The 19,938-nt window shown below is 67.7% G+C and carries 17 protein-coding genes and 1 pseudogene; 8 read left to right on the plus strand and 10 right to left on the minus strand.

The genetic code is table 11. The features are described 5' to 3' along the window. The first annotated feature begins 1 nt into the window (after window position 1). The 4 genes from casB to cas6e are packed head-to-tail and all read left to right on the plus strand — an operon-like array spanning window position 2 to window position 3,173. Window positions 2–634 carry a type I-E CRISPR-associated protein Cse2/CasB gene (casB, locus tag ACFZDC_RS33225; RefSeq protein WP_391329593.1) on the plus strand — a complete coding sequence of 211 codons (633 nt, stop codon included), beginning with the start codon at window positions 2–4 and terminating at the stop codon, window positions 632–634. Beyond that, window positions 635–1,762: a type I-E CRISPR-associated protein Cas7/Cse4/CasC gene (gene cas7e, locus ACFZDC_RS33230; RefSeq protein WP_391329595.1), complete on the plus strand. Its 1,128-nt coding sequence runs from the start codon at window positions 635–637 to the stop codon at window positions 1,760–1,762. Further along, window positions 1,759–2,526 carry a type I-E CRISPR-associated protein Cas5/CasD gene (gene cas5e / locus ACFZDC_RS33235; protein WP_391329597.1) on the plus strand — a complete coding sequence of 256 codons (768 nt, stop codon included), beginning with the start codon at window positions 1,759–1,761 and terminating at the stop codon, window positions 2,524–2,526. The genes cas7e and cas5e overlap by 4 nt, the downstream gene beginning before the upstream one ends. Next, on the plus strand, window positions 2,523–3,173 hold the full coding sequence (gene cas6e / locus ACFZDC_RS33240) for a type I-E CRISPR-associated protein Cas6/Cse3/CasE (RefSeq protein WP_391329599.1): 651 nt from the start codon (window positions 2,523–2,525) through the stop codon (window positions 3,171–3,173). Before cas5e ends, cas6e begins: the two co-directional genes overlap by 4 nt. A gap of 449 nt (window positions 3,174–3,622) precedes the next feature. Here cas6e and ACFZDC_RS33245 read toward each other — a convergent pair whose 3' ends face one another. Beyond that, the gene (locus ACFZDC_RS33245) at window positions 3,623–4,243 is read right to left on the minus strand and encodes a helix-turn-helix domain-containing protein (RefSeq protein WP_391329600.1); all 621 of its coding nucleotides are present in this window, start codon (window positions 4,241–4,243) and stop codon (window positions 3,623–3,625) included. Between the two features lie 172 nt (window positions 4,244–4,415). Here ACFZDC_RS33245 and ACFZDC_RS33250 point away from each other — a divergent pair, with 172 nt between their 5' ends. Beyond that, complete coding sequence (locus ACFZDC_RS33250) at window positions 4,416–4,571, plus strand: hypothetical protein (RefSeq protein WP_391329601.1); 156 nt, start codon at window positions 4,416–4,418, stop codon at window positions 4,569–4,571. 571 nt (window positions 4,572–5,142) lie between these two features. Here the strand turns inward: ACFZDC_RS33250 and ACFZDC_RS33255 are convergent. The 4 genes and pseudogenes from ACFZDC_RS33255 to ACFZDC_RS33270 all read right to left on the minus strand — a co-directional run. Next, window positions 5,143–5,409, minus strand: a pseudogene (locus ACFZDC_RS33255) (helicase associated domain-containing protein); the annotation flags it as partial. A 265-nt stretch (window positions 5,410–5,674) separates the two neighbouring features. After that, window positions 5,675–7,312 carry a UvrD-helicase domain-containing protein gene (locus ACFZDC_RS33260; RefSeq protein ID WP_391329603.1) on the minus strand — a complete coding sequence of 546 codons (1,638 nt, stop codon included), beginning with the start codon at window positions 7,310–7,312 and terminating at the stop codon, window positions 5,675–5,677. After that, window positions 7,300–9,303, minus strand: a complete 2,004-nt coding sequence (locus tag ACFZDC_RS33265) for an AAA family ATPase (RefSeq protein WP_391329604.1) — start codon at window positions 9,301–9,303, stop codon at window positions 7,300–7,302. Before ACFZDC_RS33265 ends, ACFZDC_RS33260 begins: the two co-directional genes overlap by 13 nt. 496 nt (window positions 9,304–9,799) lie before the next feature. Beyond that, window positions 9,800–10,750 (minus strand): hypothetical protein, encoded by a 951-nt coding sequence (locus ACFZDC_RS33270; RefSeq protein WP_391329606.1) that lies wholly within the window; start codon window positions 10,748–10,750, stop codon window positions 9,800–9,802. A gap of 322 nt (window positions 10,751–11,072) precedes the next feature. Between ACFZDC_RS33270 and ACFZDC_RS33275 the strand changes: the two genes are divergently transcribed. Continuing rightward, entirely contained in the window at window positions 11,073–11,480 is a 408-nt protein-coding gene (locus ACFZDC_RS33275) for a hypothetical protein (protein WP_391329608.1), read from the plus strand. Between the two features lie 215 nt (window positions 11,481–11,695). On the opposite strand, the gene ACFZDC_RS33280 is transcribed toward ACFZDC_RS33275, so the two are convergent. From ACFZDC_RS33280 to ACFZDC_RS33300, 5 genes are all read right to left on the minus strand, one after another. Further along, window positions 11,696–12,658, minus strand: a complete 963-nt coding sequence (locus tag ACFZDC_RS33280) for a hypothetical protein (RefSeq protein WP_391329609.1) — start codon at window positions 12,656–12,658, stop codon at window positions 11,696–11,698. A 104-nt stretch (window positions 12,659–12,762) separates the two neighbouring features. Further along, window positions 12,763–13,071: a hypothetical protein gene (locus tag ACFZDC_RS33285; protein ID WP_391329611.1), complete on the minus strand. Its 309-nt coding sequence runs from the start codon at window positions 13,069–13,071 to the stop codon at window positions 12,763–12,765. Window positions 13,072–13,476: 405 nt separating this feature from the next. After that, window positions 13,477–14,751 carry a PIN domain-containing protein gene (locus tag ACFZDC_RS33290; RefSeq protein WP_391329613.1) on the minus strand — a complete coding sequence of 425 codons (1,275 nt, stop codon included), beginning with the start codon at window positions 14,749–14,751 and terminating at the stop codon, window positions 13,477–13,479. A gap of 526 nt (window positions 14,752–15,277) precedes the next feature. Then, window positions 15,278–17,947 carry a Helicase associated domain protein gene (locus ACFZDC_RS33295; RefSeq protein ID WP_391329614.1) on the minus strand — a complete coding sequence of 890 codons (2,670 nt, stop codon included), beginning with the start codon at window positions 17,945–17,947 and terminating at the stop codon, window positions 15,278–15,280. Continuing rightward, the gene (locus tag ACFZDC_RS33300) at window positions 17,944–18,510 is read right to left on the minus strand and encodes a hypothetical protein (protein ID WP_391329616.1); all 567 of its coding nucleotides are present in this window, start codon (window positions 18,508–18,510) and stop codon (window positions 17,944–17,946) included. Before ACFZDC_RS33300 ends, ACFZDC_RS33295 begins: the two co-directional genes overlap by 4 nt. A 124-nt stretch (window positions 18,511–18,634) precedes the next feature. On the opposite strand from ACFZDC_RS33300, the gene ACFZDC_RS33305 reads away from it, so the two are divergent. Both ACFZDC_RS33305 and ACFZDC_RS33310 read left to right on the plus strand, forming a co-directional pair. Then, window positions 18,635–19,105, plus strand: coding sequence for a hypothetical protein (locus ACFZDC_RS33305; protein WP_391329618.1), 471 nt, complete (start codon window positions 18,635–18,637; stop codon window positions 19,103–19,105). A 206-nt stretch (window positions 19,106–19,311) separates the two neighbouring features. Further along, on the plus strand, window positions 19,312–19,503 hold the full coding sequence (locus ACFZDC_RS33310) for a hypothetical protein (protein WP_391329619.1): 192 nt from the start codon (window positions 19,312–19,314) through the stop codon (window positions 19,501–19,503). Window positions 19,504–19,938: the final 435 nt, after the last annotated feature.

Here is a 19,938-nt window from a genome sequence, read left to right on the forward strand (position 1 = left end):
TATGTCTGATCAGGTAGCGGCGGCCGGCGCGCCGCCGAAGAACGGCTCCGAGCGGGCCTCGGACGCCTTCGTCACCTACATCCTCACCCTGTGCAAGGTCAAAAAGACACAGTCGGACCTGCGCACCGGGCTCGGCCTGCCGGTCGAGCGCTGCAACTACCTCCACCGCTACCTCGTGCCGCGGCTGCCCGAGCGGATGCATCCCGATGCCCGCCGCGCCCACTACGCGGTGGCCGCGCTGATCGCCGCGCGCCCGCGTGCCGCCCGCGAAGCCGACACCCAAGTAGCCGCCGGCGGGCAGCCGCATGCGCAGTGGTACCAGCGTGCCAACCTCGGCGCCTCGTTCGCCCAGGCGGTCAACAAGCAGGTCATCAAACCGGACTCCGCCGAGGGCGATCTGCACCTGATGGCCCGGCAGAGCAGCGGGGCCATCCATCCCCGGCTGCCGGCACTGACCCGGCACCTGCTCACCGGGGGCGTGGCCGTGGACTGGGCGGTGCTGCTGGAGGACCTCGCCTGGTGGAACCGCGACCGCGACCGGATCGCCACCCGCTGGCTGGAGGCCTACTTCCGCACCACCGCCCCCGAGCAGGACCCCGCTGCCGACTCGTCCCGTCTGACCGAGGAGAACTAAGTGTCCCTGTATCTCGACCTGTCGTGCCTGCAGTCGGTGCCGGCCGCCAACCTCAACCGCGACGACCTCGGCTCGCCCAAGCAGGTCCTGTACGGCGGTGCCTCCCGCATCCGCGTCTCCAGCCAGTCCTGGAAGCGCGTCATCCGCCAGGGCGTCGAGCGCGACCTCGGTGAGCGGGCCGCCCGCACCCGCATGGTCCCGGTGAAGGTCCGCCAGGCCCTTAAGCGGGCAGGCTGGGAGGAAGAGCTGGCCGCGTTCGCCGGGGCCCAGGTCGCTGCGAGCGCCGGAAAGAAGGGCATCGGCACGGAGAAGGCCGGCCACACCTCGGTGCTGCTGTTCCTGCCCGAGGCCGCCATCGACGAGCTTGCCGCCGTGTGCGAGGAGCACCGCAGCGAGCTGGACAAGGCCCAGGGCAAGAAGAACCCGGGGCAGCTGCTGCCGCCGTCCCGGATCGAGGAGATCCTCAAGCGGCGCACCGCCTCGATCAGCCTGCTGGGCCGGATGCTGGCTGAGCTGCCCGACGCCAACGTCGACGGCGCGGCCCAGGTCGCGCACGCCTTCACCACCCACGCCAGCGAGCCGCAGCGCGACTACTTCACCGCCGTCGACGACTGGCTCGGGGAAGCCGAGACCGGCAGCGGCCACCTGGACACCGCCGAGTTCAGCTCCGGCGTCTTCTACCGGTACGCCACCGTCAACGTCGCCGACCTGGTCAAAAATCTCGAGGGCGACCAGAAGGCGGCCCGCACCGTGCTGGCCTCGTTCGCCGAGCACTTCGTGATGTCTCTGCCCCAGGCCAAGAAGAACAGCACCGCCCCCCACACCCTGCCCGACCTGGCCTACCTGGCCGTGCGCCAGCACCGCCCCCTGTCCCTCGCCGCCGCCTTCGAGACACCGGTCACCGCGGACGCCACCGGCGGATACGCCAGGCCCTCCCGGCACGCCCTCGCCTCCTACACGGCCAATATCAACCGCCTCACCGGCGCCCGCCACCGCCCCTTCCACGGCCACGCCACCATCGCCCCCGACGAGCAGCTCACCGGACTCGGCACCGCCCACGACTCCTTCGACCAGCTGATCGAGGCCGCCGTGGAGGCAGCCCTGCCCCAGACGGGAGCGCAGCAGTGAGCGGTCTGCTGCTCCGCCTGGCCGGCCCGCTGCAGTCCTGGGGTGAGCGCTCCGCGTTCACCCCAGTCCGCGACAGCGCACCCTTCCCCACCCGCTCCGCACTGACCGGCATCCTGGCCGCAGCCGAGGGCCACGCCCGCAACGACGACGCCCTCGACGCCTACGACCGCCTTCAGTTCACCGTGCGGGTGGACCGGCCCGGCGTCCTCCTGGTCGACTACCACACCGCCGGCGGCGGCTTCCCCAAAGCACAGACCCCGGCCACCAGCGGCGGCAGCAACAAGGGCGCCGCCGTCATCACCCGCCGCCACTACCTCGCCGACGCCGTGTTCACCATCGCCGTCACCGGCCCCGAAAACGACACCGCGCGCATCGCCCACGCCCTTCAACACCCGCACTGGTCGCCCTACCTCGGACGCCGCTCCTGCGTGCCCGACGAGCCGTTCCTGCTGCGCGCCCACGTCGCCGACCCCGTCAACGAACTGCGCCACCGCGTGCCGCTCAGCCGCGAACCCGCCCGCTCCGCACCCGAGACGGTCCCGGTCACCTTCCTGTACGAGCAGGCCCCCGCTGCCGTGCCGGACACCGAGGTAGACACCCTGACCGCCAACGACTATCCGGTCAGCTTCGCCCAGCATCGACGCAGCTACCGCACCCGCCGCATCTACCGCGTCGAGCACCGCCTCGCCCACGCCCTGACCTGCCCCAGCCGGCAGCTGACGGACCAGCTGATCGCCTACTGCCTGGAGGAGAACGCCGCATGAGCCCCACCGCGGTGATCGCCCGCATCCGTCTCAACCCCTACAGCCGCACCGTCCAACGCGACCTCCGCGACGCCACCCAGATGCACCGCACCGTCATGCGGCTCGCCCCCGACAACCTCGGCACCTCCCCCCGCCGCACCGCCGGCCTGCTCTACCGCGTCGACGAAACCACCACCGCCAGCACCCTCCTCATCCAAGGCAGCACCCTCGACCCCTCCCGGCTGCCCGCTGACTACGGCCACGCCGACCTCAAAGATCTCACCCCCATGTTCACCGCCCTGCGCAAAGGCCTGCCGGTCAGCTACCGGGTCGTCCTCAACCCCGTCAAACGAAAACGCCTGCCGCTCGAGGACAAGGGCCAGCGCGGCCGTATTATCCCGCTGTCCGGACCGGATGCCGACCAGTGGTGGATGCAGCGCGCCGCCGACGCCGGTCTCCAACTCCACATCCTCACGCCCACTAACCTGGACGCAGCACGGCCGCGCGGCGCCGACGCCCCACCCATGCGACACAGCCTGATCCGCTACGACGGCACCGCCACCATCACCGACCCCGACGCCCTCACTCAAGCCATCCTCACGGGCATCGGACGCGGCAAGGCCTACGGCGCCGGCCTCCTCAGCCTCGCCCCAGCCCGAACCACGTGAGCGCACCCAGCAGTCCTCCCCGCCGACGCGGGGGTGTTCCGACCTCGGGGCCGAGGACGGTCACGTCGCCGTTGTCCTCCCTGCCGACGCGGGGGTGTTCCGGAACGTCTGGCGGAGTCTGAGACTTACTGACCGAGGCCCGCCGGTCCCCCTCCGCGCGGGCCTCATCCGTGCTCTGACCTGCGACGACGTCGTGTGCGAAGCCTAGGGGAACCGGCACAGTCACCTGTAGAGGGAGACAGCAAGAGCCTCCCTCACCCCAAGCACAGGGAGTGCGTTGCTCGCCTACCTCCTGGACCAGCTCCACACCGTCGCGTCGCAGCGAGCCCCACGCACCGAGGATCCCGGGACCGAAGATCACGGCTCCGGGATCTCACTGTCCGACGCCACGCCCAGTCGACGCCCAGCTCCCGCAGCGCGTCCCGCTGCTGCAGCAGGGCAGGTAAGGTTCACCCGATCATGACCGCCACCGCGACGAAGGCGATGCCCTGGAGGAGCTTGCCCAATAGGAACCAGCGGAACTCGGCGCGCGAGGTTCGCTCCTCAACCAGAGCAATCACCTCGTCGAGCACGCCCGAGTACGCGGCCAGGACGGCCGGGACAGCCTTGTCGGTCTGCCCCAGCCGGGTCCTGATCTCACGCAGCGGTGCGGTTTCAGCCTCCTCCAGGCCGATCAGCCGAAGCGCTTGCAGGAACTCCTCGAACCGGCCAGATTCGGTGAACTGGAGGGCTACGGCACCGCCGACGGCGGAGCCAGCCCGGAAGAGGAACCGCGGCCGGTTCTCGGCGGCGCCGGGCACCCCGGCGCCCGCCCGGGCCATGGCTTCCCCAGCCGCGATCCGCCGCAGATTGAGCAGGGCGCCCGTGTCCAAGCCCAACGCCTCGGCTAGCCGCGCGACCGTGTCCGCTCTGGGTACCGATCCCGCGAAGACGTTATGGATGGTGCCGCGGCTCACCCCTGCATGGCGGGCGAGCTGGGTCTTGTCCCATTTCTTGCTGTCCTGCTTGTCGGCCAGCTGCTTACGCAGCTCGCCGAGAGCTTCCTCAGGCCTAAGGTTCTCCGCGCTCACACGCCCCCCAGCGTCGGGTGATGACCAATGTCCAGGAGTACATAGCTTTGTTCAGATCAACCACGCGTGACATTGATTTCAGGAAAGTCGGTTACGTCAACGCCCCGACCTCTACTGGGAGATCGCCGTGAACCACGTCGTCGTGGTCTTGCTCACTGCCGCCCTCGTTGTCATGCTCGCCTTCTTAGTCGGCGCGACGGCGGGCGTGCTCGCCCGCCTCGACGGCGCCACCTACCCCGCTGCCTTCGCCCGCGCTGGCGCGGCCTTCGCCGCCGTCCTCGGTCTTGCCGCTGCCATCACCGGTGTGCTCGCCCAGATCCTCACCTGAGGCCGGCAGCAGCCCTGTTCCCGACTCGGCCCGGGATCGAGACCCTCGTCGGTTCGGGGCCGAACCGTCGTACGCCCTTCACGGCCCACCGCGGGACCAAGACTCCCGGAGCAGCCTGGCCCGTCGTTGTTACTGGTGCTGGGCTACCCCGCGGACACCGTCTGTGCTGCCCACTCCAGCCCGAGGCCGGCCAGCCGCTCCAGCTGTTCCCGGCTGAGCTTCGCTCGCCTCGTCTTGCTGTTCGCCAGAAACACCCCAAGGGGGGACTGCTGTCGGGCACGGTCTCACACCCCCGCTCAAAGCCCCCAGAAGCACCCCTGGGCGCCTTCCGCAGGCGCTTTTCAGGGGAGTGACGCCCAGGGCCGCAAGGCGCTCACGCTGCTGCCGCTGAAGCCACCGGCCCACGTCCGCGCCGCCGGCCGTGACACCGAAACGATGTTGCCTACCTCCGAGCCGAGGGCCACCAGCCGGGCCACACACGGGGACGAGAGTTCAGACCCACACGCACGAGACTCCGGACCGTCACGGCCCCGGCGTCTCGTACGGTGGCGCCGCGGCCGGACAGCGGCGATTACGCCCAGTCGATGCCCAGCTCCCGTAGCGCGTTCAGTTGTTCCTGGGTGAGCTTGTCGCGCCTCGACTTGGTGTTCGATGCCCATACGCCCAGCTTCACGGTCACTGGCTCGCCGTTGACCGTGATCTCTTCGCTGTGGCCCCTTGGCACCGGCCGGTCCGCGCCTTCCCGCTCCACCCACTGTGCGACGGCCGCCAGGCCCCGCTTGAACGCCTGCTGCGCCTTGCCCTGGCCCTTCGTCGTGCGCGAGGCCGCCGGGGCGGGGAGATGCGCCACATGTTCCGTGTCTTCGGCTTGTGCCCGGCTTGGCTGCGGACGCAGGCGCGCACCCAGGTCGCCACAGGCGGCCGCCACGCGAGAACCCTTATGCAGGAAGGCTGCAGCCGTCCCCTGAGTCCGTTGCAGGTTTCGAGATGACTCAAGGGCGAACAGGCAGGTTGATCACGACTCGATACGCGCCCTAGACGCAAAGAACAGGTCTGCGCTCAACGTGTGCCTGGGTACGTCATGATCTGACTCGCGTCGTGTCTCACGGATGGATGGCGATTGGAGCGAACCAGTCGTGAAGCGTGGACTCTGCCCCCTCCGGGAGATCGTTGACGAACACCACGGCCAAACCGTGCCGGGCTCGCGAACAGCATACGTAGAACAAGTTGCGCGACCGCTCGGTACGGTCGGGTTTGTCGGTGCCGGCGAGCATCTTGCCGATGTTGTACCTGTTCCAGGCGCTGTCGTCGACCACTACCACGACGTTCTCGAATTCGTCGCCTTTGACACCGTGCTGGGTTGAAAACGGGGTGAGTTCGTCGATGAAGTGGGTGACACTGATGACTTCCCGGTAGGAGACGGTACGGAGGTAGTTGGAGAAATCTGCTCGTCGCTGGCCGCGCTCGTCCAGGTCTGTTGCGGTTCTGCGGCGTTCAAGGTCTTTGAGCTTTCCTGGCATGGCGAGGAGATGACCGTCGGTCATCAGGTCAAGTACGTCGCCGATGGTGCCGGTTGTGCGTACGGCGTTGAGTGCACGGATGGCCTCGCTGAGGGCGCGTTTGTGGGCGTGGCGGGTGATCCGTGTCCGTCCTTCGTCCAGCAGGCTGGTCAGCTCGGCGAAGTCGTTGTCGCGGAAGGCTGTGCTCACGGCCTCGACCCTGGTGAGGTACTCGATGTAGGGCTCGTTGCGTGCCATGAGGTCGTCAGGGCCGTAGCGGCCAAGCTGTCTGTACTGGTCGAGGAGGTTGGCGTACTCCAGGGTGCCGGCGATTCTGCGGTGGGTGAGCAGGAGGTACTTGGTGTTCTCGCGCGTCCAGCCGTTTTGGGCGAGTGTCGCTTCGGCGGCGGTCAGCCGCTCAGGGCCGGCCGGGATGCCACTGCTGAGAAACAGGTAGACCTCACCGGTCTGCTGCTTGCCGACGGCGTCCTGGATGAGCTCGGGGCGCATTCGGTTGAGGACTTCGACGACGGGAGGGGAGCACCGGTAATTCTCGTGCTTGGTGATTTCGGTGAGGAGGCCGGGGCGTTTCACCGCTCCGACGCCGGACTCGTAGATCTTCTGCATGGAGTCGCCGAAGAGGCCGACTACGCACTTCTCATGGCCGGCGCCCGCTAGGTGGTCCAGCAGGAGCTGGATCGTCTTGGGTGAGGTGTCCTGGTACTCGTCGACGAAGATGACCGGGTATTTGCTGGCGATGATGCGTGTGAGCTTGGGGTGGGCTGTGACGAGGCGGAGCGACAGTGCAATGACGTCGTCGTGGGAGATGCGCCCCTCGCTCAGTCTGCGGCCGCGGTCGGAGTACTCGATGGCTGGGGGAGTGGTCACGTCATCGAGGTCTTCGGGCTTGGTCAGGTCCTTGTTGTAGTCGAGGATCTGCTGCCAGAGCTCACGCTGGTACGGCTGGATGGCACTCCAGAGGAACTCGTGGATGGTGCCGACGTCGACGAGGGGGTCCGCGGCGATGCGTTCGTGGATCTTCTTCTTGGCGACGTTCGTGTATGTGATGCAGGCGATCCGCCGACCGTGTGTCTCCAGGCCCGTGCGGTGGTGGTTCAGGAGGTGTTGCAGGGCGCGGACCAGAGTGGTCGTCTTGCCGGCGCCGGCCCCTGCCTCGACGAGGAAGCTGCGCCGGGCTTCCAGCTCGGTGGCGACGGCTTCCAGGGTGTCTAGGCGAGCCACTGCAGTCCTTCGACGATGTAGCGAGGAACAGCCCAGTCCTCCAGGAGCATGACGTCGAAGGCGAAGTCGGTTTTGTGGTCGCTGAGTTGCTGTGCGATGTCGTAGGCCTTGGCTTCGATGTCGTTGGCGGTGGGGTCGGCCCCGACCTCCTTGATGAAGGCGGCCTTCAGGGCGAGCTGGCGGAAGTCACGTGCGAGGGGTTCTGCGTTTGCAATGATGAAGGCGTCCTCGAAGCTCCGCGCGCACGCTCCCGATTCTCTCTCTGGGATCTGGTAGGCGACTCGGACGTGTCCCTGCTCCTTTTCGGCCGGGTCGGTGGCGACCAGCTCGGCGACACTGGACTTTGCGGGCAGCCAGTGCTTGAGCGTCGAGTTCGCGGTGACCGTCTGTCCCTGGCCGGGAGGGCAGGCCTTGCGGTGCTTGGGGCACACGGAGTCGATGTCGGTGACGACGAGAGTCTTGACGTTCAGGAAGGCGAGCAGTGCCCGGAAGCGGATGGCGTAGGCGTCGCCGACCTCGATGACCGATACGTACTGGTGCAGCAGTTCCTTGGCGCAGCGCCGGACCATCTCGGGCAGCAGGAGGCGTTCCGCGGTGCCCTCGATCAGGATCACCTTGTCGGCGAAGAACATGTCGCACCGATGCAGGACCATGTACTGACGCAGGAAGCGCAGGGTCTCGCCGCCCTGCGGGGTGGCCTTGACGTTGGCCTGGAAGGTCGATAGGTCCTTGACCGTGAGCTGCGGCTCGGAGCGGTCGAAGTAGCGCACGGTGTGGAAGCCGCTGCTGGCGACTATGTGGGAGGAATGTGTGGTGATGACCACCTGCACCTTCCATCCCGTCTTGCGGGCGATGAAGTCTTGGATGTTCTTGATGAACGTCTCTTGCATCTGGGGATGCAGATGGGCTTCCGGTTCCTCGATGAACAATACCTGGAGCGCCGGTTTGGGCATGGTGCGTTCGTAGGTCTGATGGAAACTGATGACCTGCAGGATTGTGAAGATCAGCTTGCTGTAGCCCAGCCCATTGTGGCCCTCGGGAAGGTGGAAGTCGTCGTCCCCGGACGGGTACTGGAGGCGGGTGCTGCCGCGGAGGATTCCTGAGGCCTCGATGAGGGAGACAATGCGGGGTTTTTGGACGGGGGTGATGGTGCCCACCCCGAAGGTGCGCAGGTCCTCGAAGATCGGGTCGAACAGCGTGGCGTAGTTGTCGTCGAGCTGCTGTGAGGCGGACGCCAGAGCGGTCTCGATCTGCTCGATGCTCTGGTGGCGGTCCTCGTGCCCGCTGTTGACCTTGTAGTAGGCCTCGAACGTCTTCGACAGGGTGCGGGCCTTGTCGCTCGGGGTGTCGTCCACCTTGGTCTGCGCGTAGACGAACTTGACCGACAGGATGGATTCGGCGGCCCCGCGCTTGATCTCTTTGCGGACGTGCTCGTCCAGCGGACTGACCGCTCGATAGGCCGGGGCGAAGTAATCCGAGAAGTTCTTGCGCAGCCACTTGATGCGATCGAACGGCTCCCGTCGGCTGGCCGACCAGTAGCTCTTGAGAAAGTCGTGGGGACGGGCAACCTCCAGCGCCGCTTCGATCCTGACCTCGAAGCAGGCATCGTCCAGGTCGAGGATCACACCCGTGAGCGGCGCGAGGTCGTCGTCTTCCGTGTACTCGATGGTGAGGACCAACCGGATGGCTGGGACGAGGTCGTACGCCTTGGCCAGTAGGTCCTCGCTGGTCTCCGTGTCGCCCCGGCCAGCTTGCGTCTGCGCCTCGCCGAAGATCTGGCGCGCCTGCTCGATGTCGGCTATACGGCAGGTGGAGAAGTCCTCCAGGACAAACCTGGTGTCCTCCTCACCGAAAAACTTCTCGAAGAGATTGACGAACGATGTCTTGCCGCTGTTGTTGCGTCCGACAATGAGGGTGGCCTTCGGATCAACCCGGACGTCCACCCTCTCGAGGGCGCGAAAGTTGATCACTTCGGCATGGGTCAGCTGCATCGCACTCCTGACATCGTCCCCAACCCCAGCTCCCGGGGGCGGCGTATGCCTGCGCCTGCCAAGAGTCAGAGCAGTATCTGATACCGAAGGGGCCGAAGGCGCCACATGGCTCAAAGTGATAAGTGATCTGACAAATTATATCAATTTCAATCTTTATTGATCGTTGGCGGTCGTCGATTCCATGGCGCCGGGCCCAGTGTCGATGTGGACGTGGTGCAGTGGCCGCAGGCGAGGGGGGCGAGCCGCTGCCGAAGCGAAGGGTGATCGCCGCGGCGCGGGCCCGTGGTCAGCAGGAGCCAGAATGACGGCCCGTCCTCGGACCCGAGAACGATGGACCCCCTGTTGAACGCGGCGTCGATCCGCGGGTCCTCCGGGTCGACACTCTCATCGTCTTCCCACGGCCACGTGGTACCGTGCTGCTCGCTCATGCTGGTGCCCCTCTCGGCGGTGCAGCCCGCCACCATCGGGCAGGCGGCGCCCATGACCGCAGAACCTGTCAGAACTTGGCGTACCGGATGTCCAGGCAGTCACTGCACATGTCGGCCAGATCGAGGTCGGCGGCCCGCTGGCAGGAGTCACATATCCCGCCGAGCGGGTGCGCACCCATGAGGCACAGCAGGACCTGCCCGTCGGGCACGTCGGCCGTCTGGGTCGGCACGACGCATGCCTGGGCCGTGGAGCACTCCGCGCACTCGTAGGCGGGCGGCTCGCCGCCTTCGGTGATCGCCGAGTAGAAGCTGCCCACACCGTAGGCGTCCACCACCTCCGCGACGTCGTCGTACGCCTTGCCGCACAGCAGGCATGCGACGGGCCGCACACCACCGTTGCCGGGCGTGACGAGTGCCGCGAAGTGGCCGCAGGACAGGCAACGCAACGTGTGCCCGCTGGCGGGCCCGAGGTTCTCGCCGAGCGGACCGAGGCGGCGATCGACCAGGCCGCGGATCTGGCCGACCAGCGGCCTGATGGTCTCCATCAGCTCCCAGGCGTCCGCCGCCGCGTCGCTGTCGTCGTGGGGCAGCAGCTCCTCGTCGATGAAGGTCAGCAGCAGGTCCAGGACAGGGATGGCCCGTGCCTCGACCGCGACGGCGGTGTCGGTGGCACCGAAGTGGGTCAGACGGTTCCGCAAATCGACCAGGGCCTTGAGGGCTGCGTCGTCCGGGGCGATCGGGTTTTTGATCTCCACGACGTCACGCAGGCGCTCCAGAGCACCCTTCGGGTTGACGCTTGAGAACTCACCCAGGCGGTGCTTCCGCGCGTCGAACTTCGCGGGGTTCAGCCAGACCTGGGCCGGATCGTGTAGTTCCAGACGTGCCTTGAACAGGGTCTCGGCCGCGAACTGCAGGTGCAGCACCGCGTACTTCAGTGCCCGGCCTTCTGGCTCGCCGGCCAGGGAGCTGACCGAACTGTGCAGGTAGTCCAAGCCGTTGATGATGACCGGGAAGTGCATGTCCCCACGGTTGCTCAATCCTGCCCCCTCACTGGCCGGTGGTGGTCCCCTTCCTGCCCTCACACGGGCCGCCCCCCTGCGGGGGAACCACCGCCACCCTACGAGACCCCTGGCGAGGGGCCTGGCGCCTGAGCACGGTGAAGGGTAGGACGCCAGCGAAAGCCCATCGCCGCGGCGGCGGCCTGCCCGGTCCGCGCGCCGCCGGGCCACGGCGGCGTGGGCGGTGCGCGGAGTACCGCGGCGAGGTCGCCCGCAGAAGTGGTCTAGGCGGGCCCGGGAGCGGGTACGGTCCGAGCATCGTCACCGTCGAGGGGGGCTCGGCATGGCTATTTCGGCATTCGGCGAGAGAAAGACAGCTGCCCAGTGGGCAGACGATGACCGGTGTGTGGTGTCAAAGGGCGTGCTGGAGCGAAGGATCTATGACGGATGGGAGCCTGAGAGGGCGATCACCACACCGTTCCGAGGTCCTGCCTGGCAGTCGGCGAGGCAAAGCACGCTGGAAGAGGACCGGGCCAAGCCTGCACAGCGCACGTTCATCCCCGCGGAGGCGTCGGTCACGCCGGAGAAGAAAAGGAAGAAGCCGCGGGTGAACGGGGCTCTGAAGAGGCTTGCCGAACCGGCGCCGGGCTGGCGTGATGCGGCACCCAGCAATGTGACGCAAGTCGACGGACAGAGCAGCAGCATCAGGACAGTCCGCGGCGGTCTGCCATCCCTAGGTAAGCGGCGCTGATCTCTGCCCCTGGTCCTGCAACGCAGACGCCGAACCGATCGCCCTGGGCAGCAGCGTGTACGTCGACGCAGTCATCGTTGTGCGACGGGACGACCTGCCTCCTTGGACGGATGCCGTGGCATCGGGCGACGCTTCTGCCTCGCCCGCCTGGCCACGGCCGACGATCCTGTGGTGGCCCGTACCTTCATGACTTGCCCAGCGCCGTCACCGCCCGCCTAGTTGCTGGTCGTCGGCACGGTGGGTGGCAGCGGTATGTCGTAGCGCCCGAAGAGCTCTCGGAAGAAGCCGGCGACGACGCGAGGTCCGCCACTGTGATCAAGCTCGTGACCGCCGAAGCGGTAGACCTCGTAGCCGGATAGCTTCAACTGCCGATCCTCCGACACCATCTGGGCATACAACTCGGGGTTCGCCTTGCTGTTGACCGAGTAATGTTGCTGGCCGTCGACCTCCAGGACCACGCGCACCCTGTGGGGCAGGAGCAGAAGGAAGTCCATACGCTGCCTCGCCAAAGGGCCAGGCGTGGCCCGGGCCGTCGCGGTGTAGGGGTCGTAGTGGAGATACACCTGAGGAATCAGGGCGGGCAGGGCAGGCCCTCCCTCTCGGAAGTACAGTGCTGCGTACGTGTGGAACAGGACCCTCTCCGGCGGGGAGGCAAGCGATTCTGCAAGCCGTTCACACAGATGCCCGGACGCGGCCGCCTGATCACCAGGCACGGCGGGGTTCGCCTCCTGCCACCAGCTCACAAGCTCTGCCCATGACAGGCCGGCGGCGCCGAGAGGCCGGGTGTACGTCAGGCAGTACTGGCCGTTGCGGACGATGTCGAGGCGGTTATTGACCGCGTCCAGTAGAACGATCTCAGGCTTGGGGCCGTTGGCGGCGAAGATCAGGTTCTTGAACTCTCCGTCGACGCCGGTCATACCCAAGGCCGCGAGAACCTGCTCCAGCTCCGGCGCTTCGTACTCGTCGAGGACCTTGCGCGCGACCGCGGTCAGCTCTGGCACGGCCAGCGGCCGTAGCCGATGCATGACGTAGCGGAACTTGCTCTTGAAAGCGTCACCCTCATCTCCTGGCGCCAGTCCGAGACGCACGCACTCGCCCGGGACCTCGTACGACTTCAACTCGGCGACGGCGCTGGCTATGGCGGAACGCAGCGTTTCAGGCTTGACCGCATCTCCCATGCCCCGAGGCTAATGGCCCGCACCGACACAAAGCAGTCAGCCCGACCAAGCCCTCCCCCTGCGTAAACGGCCGACTGCCCTGTCAGCTCGGGGCCCTGGTCGGCTCACCCCTCAGGCACGTGCGGGCAGGTCTCGCGCTGCTGATAGCTCCCTGGCACGCCCGCGCCGACAGCCGTCCAGAAGGCCCGGGAGTCCTGGAAATGGCCGCCCAGGGTGTGCCAGGACAGGCCGGGGTGCTCGAGGCGCAGTGCTTCCAGGCCTGCGGTGGCCAGCCCGCACCGCTGGTACTTCTCCATGGTGTAGGGCCACTCGACCCACCCGAGGCCGCAGCGGGCGCAGACGGTGTAGTCGACGGCGAAGGCGACGTCGTCGGCGAGGTTCGCGGCGCGCTCCCTCCAGCCGGGCCGCTCCAATGAGGGAGCGTCCTACCAAGAGCCATCCAACCGGATCACGGTCCAACCGAAAGGCCGCCGGCCCCATCGGCCGCCGCTGATCGCGCGTAAGAACCGCTCCCAGGGCGTGCCGTCAGGCGCCCACGCCACGTCCCGGGCCTGCGCGGCCAGCGCCATGGCCGCCTCCCGCTCCTCAACTTCTGCCATGCCGTCCACCCAGCCCAGACAGCCCGCTGCTTTCAACACCCACCCGCGCTCGACCGAGTGAGGACACCGGGTGCGATGTCGGGCAGGACGCCTTGGGGTTCGTCGGCGCGAGGTCCGCGAGTAGGCGATAGTGACGTTGCCAGTCCAGCGGCCACGGGCAGTTCAGTCGGGATCGATCAACGCAATGGCGTGCCGGTCGCAGATCCTCTGCCGCATGCACTACTCAGGGCTGTGGCCCTCAGAGAGCCCATGAGCCCACCAGGGGTGCCCGGGATACCGGAGCAAGGATCCGAGCCTGCTGTTACCCCAGAGGGGCATCTCGAACGTCTCGTAGGGCCCACTTCGCTGGAGCCACGGAGCCACGCGCCTGGCCTGCTCGACGCGTTCTGCCAGTGAGGCGGGAGGCGGCGTGAACGTGAGGAACTCTTCGGTGGAGAGAGGACGTGTTGCCTGGCTACGTAGAACGGTGAGCCGGGAGTCACTTTGCGTCGTGCTTGCGAGGACTCGTGTATCCCACGCGCACCCGACGCCTTCCACGCGCAGAGTGTCGTCCAGAACAGCCGGACCGCTGAGAATCCACCGAACCGTTGCCGCACACCAGACGTGGTCCCCGATGCGGTAGGCGCTCAGCTCACCAATGTCGTTGAAAGCGACGGAGGGTGCTCCTGTCCAACCCCTGACATGCACTGGCTCAGTGGTAACCGTTTCGAAGTCGCCGGTTTCGGCATCCCTAGCCAAGAACGCCATCGCGCCCTCGAACTTGGGCACAAGGCGGATGTAGACGTTGCTCGCCTCCGCCTCCATCTTCCGGGCCGCCTCAGCGCTGATCACCTCGAGGCTCTCTGGGCCCGAGAGGATCGCACGTACCTGCCCTTCATCGACCTTCGTCGGCACCGTGAACATCTTCACCACCTCACCGAGGGAGGTGAGGTGCACAAACCGGTCTTCGATGCCTTCCAAGTCCTTGTCCATCGGGGATGGGTAAGCCGTCCCGTCTCCGAAGTCCGCGGTGTTCTTGCTGACGAAGTAGACCGTCTCCTCGGGGTGTTCCCGCGCGTACTCGACGGCGGTCAGCCAGATCGCGGCGTCTCGACCACCCGTCTTCACCTGGTCACCGCGCTCGTTGACGACGATGGCTTTGCAGGGCGGGAGAACGTTCGACTCCCGGAACGTCGCCTCACGCAGGGCGGCCTCACTCGTCTGGATCTCGTCGACGATCTCCAGGTACTGCTCCCGCCAATGCTGCTGGAAGCGCTCCAGGTCGAGCGACGGGAGCAGGCCGTCGACCTGCCACGGCGTGGCTTTGCTAAAGCTCTCCCAGGCTCGTACGGCTGCCTCGTGCTTCTCCCGGTACGGCACTGCCCGGTGTGACGCCAGTTCCTCCAGCACGACCCACGGCACGCCAACGGATTCGACCCCTGCGGCGCGGATCGTCTTGAGGAGGTCCGAGCTGACGCTGTCGAGCTTGAAGCCCCGCAGAATGTTCGTGTCCAAGATGATCAAGGCAGGTGGCCCCCCGTCCCCTCCGGTGCTGAGTACCGCCCAAGGGTTTCAGGAAGTCGGGCACCCGTGGAGGGAATTTGGACCACAGCCGGACATGCACGAACGCCACGCCCCGATGCCCGCGACGCCGTACCCGAGCGGGATTACAGCGTGCACGGCCTGGTCCTCGCCCAAGAGCGCCCGACCCCACCGCGAACGTCATACGCCTTGCTGCTGGCGGCGTCGGTCGGCGATGCGGCAGATCAGCGACGAGGTCGTCTCCCGCCGCAGGGAAGCGGTCCGCAGGAGGACGGGGCTACGGGTCACTTCACCAGGTCTCGTGGTCGCCGGCCCGGCGGACATCTTCGCAAAAAACCCAATCCGCGGGGCTGCAGTATGCCGGTCGATCAGTCCGGTGTCGGTGAGAGTTGCGGTTTTGCTTCTGCCGGGCAAGAACGCGCTTGGTACGTACTGCGTACGCTGAATGTACGCTTCAGAGCACGGTCGCTGCGCCCGGGCAACTGATGCTCCACGGCTGTCAGGCCCACTCCATACCGAGCTCCCGCAGCGCGGTGAGCTGTTCGGCGTCGAGTTTGTCGCGCCGGGTTTTGGTGTTGCTGTACCAGATGCCGAGCTTGGTCTCGGTGCCGTCGGGCAAGGTCTCCACCGCCTTCCGGGGTACGGGCCGCTGGCCTTCCCGTTCGACCCACTGCGTGAGGGCTGCGAGTCCGCGCTGGAACGCCGCCTGTGCCTTGCTCCCGGCCTTCCCTGGGCCCTTCGTCGCGCTCGTGGCGGCGGAGGCCGGGGACGGCGTCTCCACCGGTGTCACGCCCAGTCGGGTCAGTCGTTCCTGCTGCTCGGGCGACAGCAGTTTCCAGGTGCCGGGCTGTTTCTGCCGCTTAAGCCATCGTCCGAGGTCGTCGTTGTCGTGGATGACGCCGGGGGCGATGTCGGGGAGCTGGCCGTCCGGCTCGTCGGCGGCGAGGTCGGCGAGGACGCGGTGGTGGCGTTGCCAGTCCAAGGGCCAGGGGCAGTTCCAGTCCTCGTCGATCCCGGTCAGCTGCCCTGCGCGCTGCTCCGCTCGGTCGGGGTCTTTGCCGAGGCCGTGGGGGCGGCGGAGGTTGGCGATCAGTTGTCCGATCGCGACCGGTTGTCCGTCGGGGTCGTCCCAGACGGCGTTCTGCCGCGGGGCGAGGTGCCCCATGGCGCGCCGGTATGACCGGAGGGTGGCGAGTTTGTTCTCCCAGGCTTGGTCGCCGGGTTCCCACACCATCCCGGCCTCGGGGGCGTCGAGCAGTTCCTTGCGGTGGGGGTCGAGCTCGCCTGCCCGTAGCGCTTTGCGCTGCTGGTGCACCCACCTCCCCAGCGGGAACGCCTTCGTCACCCCCACCTGGGTCTCGACGTCGTAGGGCACGGCGTACAGCCCGGTGATGTTGCTTGCTGTCCGCCAGCGGAGGAGGGCCTGGTAGCCCTCGAGCCAGACCAGTGACTGCGGCCGGTAGACGCGGGTGCGCAGGAAGGCGGCGATGGTGGCGGGGTCGCGTGGGCTGGAGAACTGCAGCAGCTCCGACTCCGCCACGCCGCTCCCCGCCTCCCGCCTCTCCTGCTCACCGGCGCCGGAACCAGCACCGGTACCGGTGATGATGCGCCCGTCGTCGTCCCGCCGGACATGCGCCTTGCGCGTTCCTCGGGTGAGGGCCCGGTTGGCGAGTTGTTCGGTGAGGTGTTCGGAGTGTGAGCGCAGGCCTTGGAGGACGGCGACGAGGGGGGCGTAGGAGGCGCTGGCGATCATGTCGGTGGGGTCTTCGCCGGGCTGGAGGAAGACGGGCACGATGATCCGCGCGACTTTTGTGGTGCCGTCGAGGTTGGGGCGCAGGGCTCGGCCGATGTTCTGCACGATCTCGACCTGGGAGCCTCGGGTGTCGGCGAAGCAGACGGCCTCCACTCCCCGCTCGCCTCTGATGTCGACGCCTTCGCCGAGGACGCGGCAGCTGGCGAGGAACGCCCGGTGTACCCGCCGGCCCGCGGCGTCGATGCCGTTGGCGAACTGGCGTAGGACCTCGCGGCGTTCGGTGACGAGGTGGTCCCCGCACAGCCACGCCGACCATACCCGGTCCGCGGGAACGTGACGGCCGGCCTCCACGACGTCCCCCGGCTGGGCACCGAGAGGGGAGCGCGGCCTGGCGGCGGCCTCGTCCAGGGCGTGGGCGGTGACCTCGTCCGCATACAGGTCCGCAGCGGTCTGCGGGAGGTTGAGGGCGAAGGCTTCGGCCTCCTCGACCCGGCTGTGGAAGGTCATCATCGTCTTGATGTTGCGGGCACTGGCGTGCTCCAGCAGCGCGGCCTGCAGCAGCGCCAGGCGCCGGCCACGCCGCGCCTCGTCGGACAGGCCCACGGAGTAGTCGGGGTCCTCGATCTCCAGGACGTCGATCTCGAACCCGGCGAGGACGCCCCGCTCGATGGCCTCGGCGAGAGCGAACTCGGCCAGCCACGGCCCGAACGTGGGGGATTCCTGGCTCATCGAGCAGAGCTCCAGCTCGCGCCCGTCCTTCCCGCGCTGCGGCCTGGGTGGTGCCAGGATCCGCGGGGTAGCGGTGAGGTAGAGCCGGAAGTCCGCGGGGATACGGGTGTTGTCGTGGATCGCCGCCCACGACCGACCAAGATCACCCGTGGTTGAGTGGGCCTCGTCCACGATGGCGAGGTCGAAGCCCGCCATCTGCTGCCCGTACAGCCGCTCCCCGCCCGCCAGAGCAGCCTCCAACGGCCCCCGCATACGCCCCTGGCCCTCCGGGTCGTCGAAGTCGTCACGGTCCACGAGGGAGGCGTACGTGGCGAACACGACCACCGGCCCCGACCCGGCCCACAACGCGAGCTGGATCGGGTTCGTCGTCGTCCGCACACCCAGCCCGTCCAGCACCGGGTCGCTCTCCAGCGAGCACACCGCCACCATCGCAGCGCGGTGACCCACCGCCCGCCACGCCTGCGCGGTCTGCACGAGCAGGTCCAGGGTCGGCACGGTCACGAGGACCCGGCCGGCGGGGAAGCTCTCCAGCGCGCATGCGGCCGCCGTGATCGTCTTCCCCGACCCGGTCGCCGACACAATCGTGCCCCGCGCCCCCTGCGCCCGGACTGAAGATCTTGCCGGAAATCGCACCCAATTTTGGAAAGCGGACTTCTGCCGTACCTGGTGTTCTCGGAGCTGAATCAAAAGAGCTCTCCAAACTCGGGGAGGACCTGCTCGACGGAGGCGATACGGCCCCCGGTGCGCCGGTAGGGACCGCCGCCCTTGCCGTGCACGGCCCAAGCGCGCTCGGTAGCCTCTCCGGCTGACGCAGCCATCAGATGAACGACGGGAGCCGCCGCGCCCGGGCGGGAACGGCCGGCAACAGCCCGGGCACCGATCCGGCAGACGCGATGCCGCGAGATCTCAGGAGCCGTGACACCCGACCACTCGGCCTCGGCCACGTCCGCCATCAGCCGCTGCAACCGCTGCTCTTCACAGCGGACAGCACGCGAGTCGAGCGAACGCGCGTACACGGCCACCTGCTCCCTGCCCATGACAGGGGCGATCCGCTCCCACTGAACGCACCGCAGCTCCGAGACGACCAGCTCACTCAAGTGATGCGGTTCCGCACACCCCACCCGTGCGCGCCCGGCGCGTTCCTGCGCCTGGCGTACCTGCGCGGCCACCTGGCGCCGATCGAGTCCCGCGGCCCTCGCGATCACTCCGAGCCGCGCAAGCTCATGCGGAAGATACTCGTAGATCAACACACGATGCGGCTCTCTGCCAGAGGTCCCTGAATTACGCCAATGCTACATGCTGCATCACACTGAGATGCAGCGGTTAGCGGTGGACCCCTGCATGCGCTGACCCAGGTCTCGTAGGATCCCCGTCATGGACTGGGGACCGATCGTCAGCACGTCACTCGGTGCTGTCATCGGCATCGCCTCCACACTGGCGACGGATCAGATACGGACCAGGCGCGGCCGGGAAGACAAGGACCAGGCCGCACGGCAGCAGCTGTACGGCGATTACCTGGCCGCTCTCGCCAGGACGCGGAACCAGCTGCGGATGGCGGCCAGGCCGACTGGCATGCCAGATGAAGAACGCCTCCGCAGGACTGCTGAGGCGTTCCACGAGGGGAACGCCTACGAACTGCGCTATCAGATCGCGGTCGTGGCGCCTAGGGAAGTCGTCGAGGCGTCGACTGCCGCGTTTCGGTCCCTGCGGGATCTCAGAGACCTCGTGGAGGCAGGAGCGCTCCATACCAGTGAGGACTACGTGCAGGCCCGAAACAGGTGGGAGCTCCTGCTGGCGGAGTTGCGGATCGCAATGCGACGCGACCTCGGCAGACAGGTCTTCTAGCCACCCGGCCGGCCACTCCCACCCAGCCTGACTAGCTCGCCCCCGTAGCTGCCCGGGCTGTGGGCCCGTTGACCGACGCCCGCGCAGCGGGGCCGGCTTCGTGGCGCGCTGTGCCACCCGGTGACCGAAGCGCAGCGAAGGCACCGTATGAGGGCGAAGCCCACGGTACTCCGCACGCACTGCCGCCCACCCGACCAGGAAAGCCCATGACCCACAACACTGAGAACACTCAAAGCAACCGGTTCTGCAAGGCCTGCGGCACGCCCGCCGAAGACGGGAAGCTGTGCAACCACTGCGGCGCGGTTCTCGACTTCCCCGACCAGGCCGGACTGATCGAGGATCAGGGAGCCGCGATCCGGCGCGACTTCGAAGGCCGTACCGAACAGCAGCACAAGTGACCCCGAAGCGACCCTGGGCCGGCATAGCAATCCCAGCAGGCCGCTCGGCCGGCCCGCGCCCGCACTCCCACCTGATGTGCGACCAAGGGGGGAGGCTGCCAGCGCGCACCCGGCTCAACGGCAGGAGCCCACCCCTTACTGCTGCCAGCCCGGGCCGCGCGGAGCGTGGCCCGATGCCTCGCACGCAGTGCGAGGCACGCGGTTCGTAGCGCAGCGGAGAACCGCCTCAAGCCCCGGGCGGAGCCCGGGGCCGGCCACGTAGTGGCCCGCTCCTGGAGCGCAGCGCAAGGAGCGCCAACTCCCACGCGAAGCGTGGGAGTTGTGCGGGGAGCGAAGCGAGTCGCTCACGCTTCCGCGGAGCGGAAGCGCAACACCCGCGCGCAGCGCGGGTGTTCGCTTGCATCGCGCGCAGCGCGATGGGACCCGCTCCGCGGG

Source organism: Streptomyces sp. NPDC007905 (assembly GCF_042959345.1).
GTDB lineage: Bacteria > Actinomycetota > Actinomycetes > Streptomycetales > Streptomycetaceae > Streptomyces.

Excerpts from the sequence above, each read along its gene's own strand:
- casB (WP_391329593.1), top strand. The coding sequence starts at position 2 with ATGTCTGATCAGGTAGCGGCGGCCGGCGCGCCGCCGAAGAACGGCTCC.
- cas6e (WP_391329599.1), top strand. The coding sequence starts at position 2,523 with ATGAGCCCCACCGCGGTGATCGCCCGCATCCGTCTCAACCCCTACAGC.
- ACFZDC_RS33250 (WP_391329601.1), top strand. The coding sequence starts at position 4,416 with ATGCTCGCCTTCTTAGTCGGCGCGACGGCGGGCGTGCTCGCCCGCCTC.
- ACFZDC_RS33265 (WP_391329604.1), bottom strand. The coding sequence starts at position 9,303 with ATGCAGCTGACCCATGCCGAAGTGATCAACTTTCGCGCCCTCGAGAGG.
- ACFZDC_RS33270 (WP_391329606.1), bottom strand. The coding sequence starts at position 10,750 with ATGCACTTCCCGGTCATCATCAACGGCTTGGACTACCTGCACAGTTCG.
- ACFZDC_RS33275 (WP_391329608.1), top strand. The coding sequence starts at position 11,073 with ATGGCTATTTCGGCATTCGGCGAGAGAAAGACAGCTGCCCAGTGGGCA.
- ACFZDC_RS33280 (WP_391329609.1), bottom strand. The coding sequence starts at position 12,658 with ATGGGAGATGCGGTCAAGCCTGAAACGCTGCGTTCCGCCATAGCCAGC.
- ACFZDC_RS33305 (WP_391329618.1), top strand. The coding sequence starts at position 18,635 with ATGGACTGGGGACCGATCGTCAGCACGTCACTCGGTGCTGTCATCGGC.
- ACFZDC_RS33310 (WP_391329619.1), top strand. The coding sequence starts at position 19,312 with ATGACCCACAACACTGAGAACACTCAAAGCAACCGGTTCTGCAAGGCC.